Source organism: Sideroxyarcus sp. TK5, assembly GCF_054601595.1.
In genome coordinates, this window is record NZ_BAAHSJ010000004.1 from 273576 (window position 1) to 284238 (window position 10663).

The 10663-nt window shown below is 56.8% G+C and carries 13 protein-coding genes; 1 reads left to right on the forward strand and 12 read right to left on the reverse strand.

Annotation, left to right across the window (positions count from 1 at the left end):
* Positions 1-151 precede the first annotated feature (151 nt).
* A complete protein-coding gene (gene flgB, locus ACYPYQ_RS09385; protein WP_459723393.1) occupies positions 152-553 on the forward strand; it encodes a flagellar basal body rod protein FlgB in 402 nt (133 codons plus the stop codon).
* A gap of 65 nt (positions 554-618) precedes the next feature.
* On the opposite strand, the gene ACYPYQ_RS09390 is transcribed toward flgB, so the two are convergent.
* The 12 genes from ACYPYQ_RS09390 to ACYPYQ_RS09445 all read right to left on the reverse strand — a co-directional run bounded on the left by ACYPYQ_RS09390 (position 619) and on the right by ACYPYQ_RS09445 (position 10454).
* Positions 619-1887, reverse strand: a complete 1269-nt coding sequence (locus ACYPYQ_RS09390) for an HD-GYP domain-containing protein (protein WP_459723398.1) — start codon at positions 1885-1887, stop codon at positions 619-621.
* Positions 1888-1984: 97 nt separating this feature from the next.
* Positions 1985-2179, reverse strand: a complete 195-nt coding sequence (locus ACYPYQ_RS09395; RefSeq protein WP_459723403.1) for a DUF2934 domain-containing protein — start codon at positions 2177-2179, stop codon at positions 1985-1987.
* A 257-nt stretch (positions 2180-2436) separates the two neighbouring features.
* Positions 2437-2952 carry a DUF2231 domain-containing protein gene (locus tag ACYPYQ_RS09400; RefSeq protein WP_459723405.1) on the reverse strand — a complete coding sequence of 172 codons (516 nt, stop codon included), beginning with the start codon at positions 2950-2952 and terminating at the stop codon, positions 2437-2439.
* An 82-nt stretch (positions 2953-3034) separates the two neighbouring features.
* On the reverse strand, positions 3035-3937 hold the full coding sequence (locus tag ACYPYQ_RS09405) for a F0F1 ATP synthase subunit gamma (RefSeq protein WP_459723411.1): 903 nt from the start codon (positions 3935-3937) through the stop codon (positions 3035-3037).
* Positions 3934-5421, reverse strand: coding sequence for a F0F1 ATP synthase subunit alpha (locus ACYPYQ_RS09410; protein ID WP_459723414.1), 1488 nt, complete (start codon positions 5419-5421; stop codon positions 3934-3936). Before ACYPYQ_RS09410 ends, ACYPYQ_RS09405 begins: the two co-directional genes overlap by 4 nt.
* The gene (locus tag ACYPYQ_RS09415; RefSeq protein ID WP_459723417.1) at positions 5402-6151 is read right to left on the reverse strand and encodes a F0F1 ATP synthase subunit delta; all 750 of its coding nucleotides are present in this window, start codon (positions 6149-6151) and stop codon (positions 5402-5404) included. The genes ACYPYQ_RS09410 and ACYPYQ_RS09415 overlap by 20 nt, the downstream gene beginning before the upstream one ends.
* A gap of 10 nt (positions 6152-6161) precedes the next feature.
* Positions 6162-6428 (reverse strand): F0F1 ATP synthase subunit C, encoded by a 267-nt coding sequence (locus tag ACYPYQ_RS09420; protein WP_459723419.1) that lies wholly within the window; start codon positions 6426-6428, stop codon positions 6162-6164.
* A gap of 3 nt (positions 6429-6431) precedes the next feature.
* Positions 6432-7121, reverse strand: coding sequence for a F0F1 ATP synthase subunit A (locus ACYPYQ_RS09425; RefSeq protein ID WP_459723423.1), 690 nt, complete (start codon positions 7119-7121; stop codon positions 6432-6434).
* A 10-nt stretch (positions 7122-7131) separates the two neighbouring features.
* Positions 7132-7404 carry an AtpZ/AtpI family protein gene (locus ACYPYQ_RS09430; protein ID WP_459723426.1) on the reverse strand — a complete coding sequence of 91 codons (273 nt, stop codon included), beginning with the start codon at positions 7402-7404 and terminating at the stop codon, positions 7132-7134.
* On the reverse strand, positions 7401-7811 hold the full coding sequence (locus ACYPYQ_RS09435) for a F0F1 ATP synthase subunit epsilon (RefSeq protein WP_459723429.1): 411 nt from the start codon (positions 7809-7811) through the stop codon (positions 7401-7403). Before ACYPYQ_RS09435 ends, ACYPYQ_RS09430 begins: the two co-directional genes overlap by 4 nt.
* A complete protein-coding gene (atpD, locus tag ACYPYQ_RS09440; RefSeq protein ID WP_459723434.1) occupies positions 7808-9325 on the reverse strand; it encodes a F0F1 ATP synthase subunit beta in 1518 nt (505 codons plus the stop codon). Before atpD ends, ACYPYQ_RS09435 begins: the two co-directional genes overlap by 4 nt.
* 490 nt (positions 9326-9815) lie before the next feature.
* The gene (locus ACYPYQ_RS09445; protein WP_459723437.1) at positions 9816-10454 is read right to left on the reverse strand and encodes an HD-GYP domain-containing protein; all 639 of its coding nucleotides are present in this window, start codon (positions 10452-10454) and stop codon (positions 9816-9818) included.
* Positions 10455-10663 lie beyond the last annotated feature (209 nt).

Here is a 10663-nt window from a genome sequence, read left to right on the forward strand (position 1 = left end):
TCCGCCACCGTATAGCACGCTTTCTTCGAATCGAATGGATAAGTCTGAAAAAGGGAAGAAAACAGCTGCTAATCGGCAAATAACAAACTTACAACCTGACTTAAGATGCCAGTCGTGGTAGGCGGCGTTTATACATTCATAGGAGAGTACCATGATCAACCGGCTAGACAACGCAATGCACTTCCAGCAAACAGCATTAAATTTGCTCGGAGCGCGCCAGGAATTACTGGCCTCCAATATCGCCAATGCCGACACGCCGAACTATAAGGCAAGGGACATTGACTTTGCCAGCGCGTTGAAGAACGCGATGGCCGGTACGTCCTCTCCGTTGCCGGTAGTGAAGACCTCGCCGACGCACTTGGAGGGTTATGCCGGTGCTTCGATCCTTGGCTCTCCTGTAATGTACCGGAAACCTGTCCAACCGAGCGCCGATGGCAATACGGTCGATATGGATGTAGAGCGCGCACAATTCGCCGAAAATGCTTTGCGGTATGAGGTTGCCGTGAACTTCGCTGGGATGAAAAGCATGATGTTGGCGTTACAACCTTTCTAACAGCATGCTGCTCTTTGTTCAGCGCTGACCACAGCACCTTCTTTTCTGCAATAACCATCGTCGCGTCAAAAGTACTTGCTGATTATCGCTTTCAGTGCCGCATGCAAATAGGTTTTATCAGCTTGCCCAATCTCGCCATATAGCGCAGGTGCAACAGATTCAAAGGTGCTGATGACATCAGGATCGAAATGCTTACTCGCGCCATCCTGCAAAACTTTTAATGCATCCTCCAGCAGCATGGGTTCCTTGTAAGGTCGCTTTGACATCAATGCATCAAATACATCCACCACCGCAAACAACCTTGCATTAAGCGGAATATCCTTGCCATAAATACCGTGCGGATAGCCGCTACCATCAAATTTTTCATGATGAAAAAGCACCACTTCCCGGGCGCGCTTCAACCAGGTGGAATCCTGAATAATTTCGCCTCCAAATATCACATGGCGTTTCATGATCTCGAACTCTTCCGTAGTCAATCGTCCCGGCTTAAGCAATATCTGGTCTGGAATGCCGATTTTCCCGACATCGTGCAGAAATGCCCCGACAATCAAGAATTCAATGCTGTCCCTGTTCAACCTCATTGCCTCGGCAAGTCTGACCGCATATAGCGCCACGCGATAATTATGCGTGTCGGTATCAGAATCTCGTTTTGCAATGGCGCTACCCAATGATTGCAACAATTCGAGATTCGAATCCAGAAGCGATTGGGATAAGGACTCGGAGCGCCGCGTCAATCCCAACAAAACCGGGTAGAGCAGGATTAAAATCAAAATCACCGCAGCGAAAGATGTCAGCACAGCATTGCGCGCCTGGTGTTTTCTCGCGTATTGCGTTCCGGCATCGAGACGATAAACGCCTTCGAAATACACTTCGGCCATATCCCTCGAATCCAGCAACGGTATGACCACTTGCAAAAAATCTTCGCCCTCGTTCGTCAGCCAGTTATAGTGATGCTTGCCCGGTTTCGGAAAATCATGCCGGTGCGCTTGTGCAGAAGATCGAAGGTTTGTTGCCTCACGCCTCCATGCATCTATCAACACCTCCCCGGAAAGATCGAAAATACGTATGCCAACGAAGCCGGAGTTTTCCAATAGCTTGGCAAGTTCTGGATGACTCACCTGATTGTCCGCTGCAACCAGTTTGCGCATTTCAGGGGAATCAAAATGTCTGGCGCTTGCCACAGCTTGTTCAAAGGCCATCTTTTCAACTCGCCAGTTTTCCAGATAATAAACAAGCGCGCCGACCAGCACGCTGATCACTATTCCTGAAATGAGGAATCTGGTGGTCAGGTAGCGGTGCAACTCTCTTGAATTTCCGGGGATGACGATGAACATAATTTTTAACTAAGCGTGCTTCAAGCGGCCTTGCAATCGAGTATGGTGGAGTTTGCTCACCGCGTTTTGTTCAATCAGCGTGGGCAAGTTTGCCCACCTACGCTTGCTTACCCTCAGCCAGCAACTGATCGATTTCCGCTTCCGCAACCAGCCAATTTGCTAAATCACAACCGCTGTCAAATCCGCCTTTCTCGGCGATATGGTATGCCGCAACCTCAATATATTGCTGCCGTTGCTCTTCGGTCAGATTGGTTTCCGCTTTAGCTTTGCTGCTCTTGATGTTGGCACTCATGGTTTGCCTCCTTCGTATAAAAGCTGGCTAGATGACTGCCAGTAAATTTTGGCCCGGCACAACACAATCAAACTGGCAAGCCGGTTGCGTTGCGCCGCCACCCTAATGTTGGTGAGAGCTACCGCCACTCTCCCGCTCGCCACCTCCCTGCCCCATACCGCCATGCAGCCCCATACAGCCACTCAATACCAACATGATCATCAATACAACTGTTTTACGCATCCTGCTCTCCTTTTAAGTAATAACAACGACAAAATCTAATGCGCATGATCATGTTCGTGCTCACCCGCATCATGCGGCGCTGCGCCTTGCCCGGCATGGACATCGGGCAAGGCCATCACCCCAAGACCATAGCGATACACTAACTCGGCGCCGTACCACGCCGTGCTTGTCACCAGCAGCCATGCTGCAACCAGCAAAACCAGCAAAACTGGCGATGGCATCTTGCCGGAACGCCCGCGCCACACATCCCAGGCTGCGAGCGCAAGCAATGCGGCCAATGCGCCCAGCGCCCAATTACGATGCACTTTCATGGCGGCATGGCTCACTTCATCATGCGCAACGCTGTTGAAGGCGAACCAGCCGAACACGGCGGTGATGAGCGCAAACAATGCCGCGCCCCATAACATCCAACGCCCTGTAATCAAGCACTGCGCCGCATAAGACCAATTCCTGAATAGCGTGCCGATAACGGTGAAGGCCAGCGCTGCCGTAGTAAAGGCAATCGGGAAATGCACGATTGCAGGATGGAAATTTGGGATAATTTCGATCATGTTTTCCGCCCTTTCATTTCGCACGTATTGAGCGAAGCATATAGCGCGGGAATCACGCTCAGCGCCAGTAGCGTCGAAGAAATCATGCCGCGCCTGCCATGACCGATCCGCCAGCCTTGGAGCCTATTTCAGTCCGGCGCGACCGCTGCAAAGCTTCGTTGCTCAACATGATGATCTCGATTTCCTCGGTGATTTCCTCCTGGCGCAGCAGGTTGTATTTGCGCTGCAACTCGCCGGATTTTTCTTCCAGGCGCTGCATGGCGCCTTCCATGTGTTGCAGCCGACGTCGGCTCTCCGCCATCAGGGAGCTGAAGAAAACGTCGTGCATCTGTGCCCACAGGTAGTGTCGGGCCAGCCCGGCAAAAAACTGAGCTGCCGCCAGATTCAACATGGGCGGATAGGCAAAGCGCGGGGCCGTGTGCCCAGGGTCAGGCGCCGGCAGGATGGAGCGCACGCCCACCTGATTTTCCCCTTCGCGATGGGCGATCACAGAAACAGTCAGCAGCTTGTTTTCGCCCGCCCGCGCATGCAATTCGCCGAGCGCGTCCATCAGGCGCTGCAATACCGGTTGCACTTCCTCGGCGACGCTGGGTGCGTCGAGGGTTGCGGCGATGCGCGGCTCCCGGCCCAGTTTCGCGGCAAGCCGGCGACCCACCACCAGCACGCTGGCGGGACTGCCCTGTTGCCAATGGTGGCGCATAGCCTGTGCCAGAGATTCGTTGAAATCGCCGCAGAATCCTCTTTGCGAGCCGATGGCGACAATAATATTTGGCGCCGCATCTTCCGGCCGATAACCGGTTTCCGGATAGTGCGCGAGAAAATCGGCGGCGGCCGCCTCGATGCCGGCCAGCACCCGGTGCTGATGGGCGAGGAAACGGGCCAGCTTGTGCGTCTCCATCAGCGAGATGTTCTTCATCGCGCCCATGATGCCGCCGATGTCGTTCAGCGTTCCCAGATGTTTCTGGATCAGCATGCGTTTGCTCATGGTACGGGCATCTCCTTCATCCACGCCGTCACCGCCTGCCGCCATTCCTCGCGGCTATCGGCGAGAGTCAGCGGACACTGGGCGACGCGCTGAACCAAATGGCTCAGGCAAGCGGGAATCGCGCCCGTCGCCAGTGCGTCGAACAGCCCCTCGTTGTAGGCCACCATCCACGCGAGCTGAAATTCGATGGGCAGCGGCGCCAGCCGCTCCTGCCTGAATATTTCGCGCAGCACCCGCCCCCTGCGGATCTTGGCTTCCATTGAAGCCTCCAGTTGCGAACCGAAGCGGGTGAATACCTCCAGTTCCAGAAACTGGAGGTAATCGAGCTTCATGCGCCCTGCCTCTTCCTTGATGCGCGGGTGCTGCGCCTTTCCGCCGATGCGCGACACCGATTTGGTGACGTCGATGGCCGGCAGGAAGCCGCTGGCGAACAGGTTCTGGTCCAGATACACCTGGCCGTCGGTGATCGACACCAGGTTGGTGGGGATGTAAGCCGCGATCTCGCCCTGCTCGGTTTCGACCAGCGGCAGTGCGGTCATGCTGCCGCCGCCGTGGACCGGTGCCAGACGGGTGGAACGTTCAAGCAAACGGGAATGCAGGTAAAAAATGTCGCCCGGGTAGGCTTCGCGACCCGGGGGCCGACGCAGCAGCAGCGACAGCTCGCGGTAGGTGCGGGCATGCGTGGTCAGGTCATCGTAGACCACCAGCACGTCCTTGCCCTGCCACATCCAGCCCTCAGCCACGGCGCAACCGGCAAACGGCGCCAGATATTTGAGGCCGGGCATGGCCGTGGCCTCGGCGACCACCAGCGTGGTATGCGCGAGCGCTCCGGACTCGCGCAGCACTTCGAGGGTGCTGATCACGCTGGATCGCTTCTGGCCGATGGCGACATACACGCAATAGACGTTCTTGCCCTTCTGGTTGATCACGGTATCGAGCGCCAGCGAACTCTTGCCGACGCCGTTGTCGCCGATGATCAACTGGCGCTGGCCTTTGCCGATGGGAATTATGGTGTCGATGATCTTGTTGCCGGTATAGAGCGGCTGTTCGACGAAATCCCGTGCCAGGATGGGGGGTGACAGCACGTCCAGTTCGCGACGCCCGTCGCATTCCGGCGCGGCGCCGCCGTCTAGCGGTACGCCGAGGGGATCAATGACCCGGCCCAGCAACGCGTCCCCCACGCCAATGCCGAGTCGTTCACCGGAGCGGTAGACGAGCACGCCGGAACTCAGGGCCGGGCTTTGCTGCAGCAGGATAGCGCCCAGCAGTTCCTCTTCCAGATGGAAGACCAGTGCCCGGCTGCCGTCTTCCAGGTTCAGGATCTCGTCCATGGCGGCGGACGGCAAGCCCTTGATCCAGGCGATGCCATCGCCGATCGAAACGACCCGGCCCTGCTCGGTCATACGCAGCCCGAAGCGATAGCGGCTCAGCCAGTCCTGCTCGCCGTTGTGCGAAGATGGGGCGCTAGCGTTTGGCGTCGGCATGCTGTGCCTCGGTAAAAAAATGCAGCTCGTCCAGCAGACTGGTGCGCAACATCCAGGGACCGACGCTGATGCGCAATCCCGCCATCAGCTTAGTATCCTGTTCGAATTCGCAGGCCACCGGCAGTCCCGCCAGGCGACCGATTGCCTCAGTGAGGCCGGCGCGCTGGGTATCATTCAAGGGGTAGGCGCTGGTGATCTTTGCCACCCCCGCCCGGGTTGCGTCCCGCAGGGCCAGCAGCTCCCGATCAGGCAACTGCGGCAGGTCTTCCAGTAGCAGTCGGCATATGCGCTCCTCCAGTTCAGCACTGGTGAGGCGCGACAGCAGGCGCGCCAGAAACCGCCCGCCCTCGATTCTCGCCTCCTCCTCCAGTCGCTGTTGCTGCTCAATGGCGCGCCGCTGTTCCACGGCACGCAGCTTGTTACGCTCTTCATCCAGGGAAACTTGCAGGACAGCCAGTAGCCGGGTGCGTTCCGCATCCATCTCCCGGCGCAGTTGCTGGAGGGCCTGCGCCTTTTCCTGCTCCCACTCGGCCATGCGGTTTTCATACTGGCGTTTGAGCGCTTCGGCCTCGCTCCGTATCGCCCGGGCATCGGCCAGAGTCTTTTCGATCCCGGCCTGGCGCTGGGCAATGGCGGCGGTCACCGGCTTGTACAGGAAGTGCTGCAACAGCCACACCAGCACCAGAAAATTGATGATTTCGAGCGCGAAGGTGGTCCCGTCAAATTCCATGGGTAGCTCCCTACTTCAGCAGGTATTCGAGCAGCGGGTTGCGGAACAGGATGATCAGCACCACCACCAGCACGTAGATGGCCAGAGACTCGATCATCGCCAGGCCGATGAACAAGGTACGCGTGATCGCCTTTTCCGCCTCGGGCTGCCGCGCCAGAGAATCCAGCGCCTGGCTGATGGCGCGCCCCATGGCGAGGGCCGGAAAGAACACACCGATAGCCACAGCCAGGGCGGCGACAACGGTCGATGCGGTGGTAAACAACGTCATGTCATTCATGTGTTACTCCTTTTCTCGATTATGTTTAAGTTGTTGCGACTGAATGGCGCCGGCCACGTAGATCAGCGCCAGCATGCCAAAAATGTAGGCTTGCACCACGGCCTCGATGATGTGCAGCATCAGCACCGGCACCGGCGCCAGAAAGCCCGCCACCAGCAGCACCAGCAGCGCCGCCATCTGCAGGCTGAAGATGTTGCCGAACAGGCGCACCGCCAGCGCCACGGTACGGGTGATTTCGCTGATGAGGTGAAACGGCAGCAAGATCGGGTTGGGCTGCAAATAATGGCGCAGGTAACTCATCAGGCCGTGACTGCGGATGCCGAACCAGTGGACGGCGAGGAATACCAGGATCGCCAGCCCCGCCGTCAGCGATAAATCCCCCGTGGGTGAACGCAGCCCGGGGATCAGGCTCGCCAGGTTGGCCGCGACGATAAACACCCACAGGGTGGCGATAAATGGCATGACCTGACGGTAGTGATCTGGCAGCACGATGCGGATGGCGTCCTCGATGGCTGCGACGATACCTTCGACCACCACCTGCCATGGCCCGGGAGAGATGTCCAGGCGCCGGGTCGCCGCACATGCCGCAGCCGTCAATGCCAGCATGATTCCCCAAGTCACCACCACTGTGTTGGTGATGGAGAGGGTGCCGATGCGAAACACCTCGGTGATGAAGCTGCTCGAACTGGTCATAAGGGAACCTCTATTCGCGTATGAAGTAATAGACGTTGACGGCCCCGGCTACGATGCCGAGAAAGATCAGACTCATGGTCCAGCGCATCGAATAACCTTCGAACAGGCCGTCGATCCAGTTACCCAAGTAGGCTCCGCCGACCACCGGCAACACGAACAGCAAACCGAGGACGCCGACATAGGCGGTTTGCGCCAGCACCGTGGAGCGTTCCTTCTCAGCTCGTTCCAGGCGCTTGGCCGCCTTTTCGACCTGCTCTTCGAGTTTTTCCTGCTCGTCACTCATGCCACGCTCCTCGTCTCGCGCTGCAGGTTCCAAAGACGCTTCAGCATTTCGTCCTCCAGACGGGTCAGGCTTTCTGTGACAGTGCGCAACTTTTCCTCTTCGGCCTGCAATTCATCCCGCCAGGCCGCACTGATGCGTTTGTAATCAGGATCGTGGAGGTAACGCCGCGTATTGACGTAGAGATCGTTATCGACGAAGTAGAGTACTGCGCCGGGCAAGGCCAGAAACCGCCAGGTTCCATCGGCGGTACGGAAACGCGCCAGTCCGGTAGTCAGGCAGGTCATCATGCGAGCATGTCCGGCCAGCAGGCCGAAACTGCCTGAATCGTCAGCGGCAACGAAGCTGACGGCATCGTCGATGCGCTCGTACTGGGTGCCGCTCTGCAAGTGCAGAACAAAGGTGTTCATAGGGCGGCTTTCATCGTGCCGCGCATGTAGCAGCGATCTTCGGGCAACTCGTCGTACTCGCCGCGCAGGAAGGCTTCGCAGTCGTCCAGTGTGTCGGACAGCGGCACGCTGACCCCGGTTATCCCCGTGTGCTGGGCGACGACGTGGAAGGGCTGGGTCAGGTAGCGCTGCAATTTGCGCGCCCGCAGGACGATGGTGCGGTCGGCGTCCGACAGCTCTTCCATGCCGAGCATCATGATGATGTCTTCAAGCTCGCGATAGCGGGCAAGATGGGCGCGCACCCCATCGGCGACGGCATAGTGGCGGTCGCCGAGAAAATGCCGGTCCATCATCTTGCTGGTGGAGGCGAGCGGATCGATGGCGGGATAAATCCCCTTGCTGGCCTGGAGCCGCGACAGGATCACGGTGGTATCGAGGTGACTCAGGATAGCGCTTACCGCCGGATCGGTCATATCGTCGGCGGGCACATAAATCGCCTGCACCGAGGTGATGTCGCCGGCAGTGGTGGAAATGATGCGATCCTGCAATTCGGCCACTTCGGTCATCAGGGTCGGCTGATAACCGACCGTAGCCGGCATACGCCCCAGCAGCCCGGAGATTTCGCTACCGGCCTGGACGAAGCGGAACACGTTGTCCATCAGCAGCAGAACTTCCTTGTGCAGGGTATCGCGCAGGTATTCTGCGTAGGTGAGCGCCGTCATGCCAACCCGAAAACGCACACCCGGCGACTCGTCCATCTGGCCGAACACCATCAGGGTTTGCGGCATGACACCGGCATCCTGCATTTCGTGCCACAGTTCGTGCCCTTCGCGGATGCGTTCGCCGATGCCGGCAAACACCGAGACGCCCTGATGCAGCGCGACGATGGCATGCATGAATTCCATGATCAGGACGGTCTTGCCGACCCCGGCGCCGCCGAACAGCCCGGTCTTGCCGCCTTTGATGAAAGGCGCCAGCAGATCCACCACCTTGATGCCGGTCTCCAAAATTCCCCTGGCATTGACGGTTTCGTGCAGCGGCGCGGGCTTGGCGAAGATGCTGCGGGATTCCCCGCCCGGCAGCGGCGACCCGCCGTCCAGAGGTTGGCCGAAAGCATTGAGGAGACGCCCCAGGCATAGCGTTGAAGTCGGCACCTGCAAAGTTGCTCCGGTATCGAAGACCGGCATACCCCGTTGCAGCCCGCTGGTCCGGTTCAACGTGATGGCGCGAATGCGCTTTTCATCCAGATGCTGGTGGGCTTCGAAGGTGTAGGTTTCATGGTCGATCCGGGTATACAGCGCCTGATGCAGCGGCGGCAGATGGTCGCAGATAATATCCACCACCGGGCCGTGAACCTCGCAGATCTTTCCAATGGGCGTACTGTTGTTCGTAAGCCGGGCGATGGCTTCGATCTTTGCCGCGAATTGGTTCATGCAATCGGTGGAGCAGAAGTAATAGACGTTTCCGCCATCGCTCAGGCTGCCCGCTGCGGTCTCCTCATCCACGTTCATTCCGCATACCGGATCAATTGCCATTTTCATTTATCCTTTCGGCGGCGGAGATACAAGAAGCCCGAGCGACCATATTTTCAGCACGTCGAGCTCGAAAGGCCGCACCTCCAAAAGGCGGATGGCCTTCGGTCCTTGCCGGAGCTGGTCAGTGGGAATGAACCGCACTTGGTCCGCTCCCATAATATCCACCGCTGGCGCAGCCGCCCAACAATACCGCGACTACTATCGAGTAAATAACCAACATCTTCTTTGACATCACGTTTTCCTTGAGTTGAAAAAACCAATTTAGTACTCGATGCCCTGATCCAGGCACCATTTGTAGTGCGCATCACTTTCAGTGCTTATCTCGGCGGCGTCCTAAACAATTTCAACATTGTGTCTTCATGCTTTACTATCAAATCGCAACATTGCGCTCTTTTATTAATGATAATCGCCCATGATTGCAAGACATCTTCCACCGATATTTCAGTATCTTTCTGCAATAACCACAGGGGCAGGCTTTAGACCTCCCCCATCACAGCTGTACTCGATATCTGGCAACTGCACCTATCTCCCGTGTTGGTTTTTCGGACTTTTCATATTGCAGTATCGAAAAATACTTGCTGGTTATTGCTTTCAGTGCCGCCTGCAAATAAGTTTTATCAGTTTGCCCAATCTCGCCATATAGTGCGTGGGCAATAGATTCAAAGGCGCTAACGACGTCAGGATCAAAATGTTTACCCGCCCCTTCCTGCAAAACTTTTAGTGCCTCTTCAAGCGACATGGGTTCCTTGTAAGGTCGTCTGGACATCAATGCATCAAACACATCCGCAACTGCAAACAATCTTGCAGCAAGCGGAATATTCTTGCCATGGATGCCGTGCGGGTAGCCACTACCGTCGAACTTCTCATGATGAAAAAGCACCACGTCTCGGGCGCGCTTTAACCAATTGGAATCCTGAATAATCTCACTGCCATGCGCAACATGGGTCTTCATGATTTCAAACTCTTCCGCAGTCAATCGGCCCGGCTTAAGCAATATCTGGTCCGGAATGCCAATTTTTCCGACATCGTGCAGAAAAGCCCCGATAATTAGCGATTCAATGCTGTCCCTACTCATGTTCATTACCTTGGCAAGCCTGGCTGAATAAAGTGTTACCCGGTAATTATGCAAGTCAGTATCGGCATGAATCGCCCCGGGAATCGTGGAGGCTCCTTTAACTTAGTAAAATGGAGCCACCATGAACAAATCAAACAAATATTCTTCCGAAGTGACCTGCCCCCTGTAGCCCTACCACCGATCAGTAGTAAAGCCCTTGGGTTGCGAGCTTAAACTATTTCACTGCTCGATTGCATTGCTCCATCTTTGTTCTGCCGGTGCTG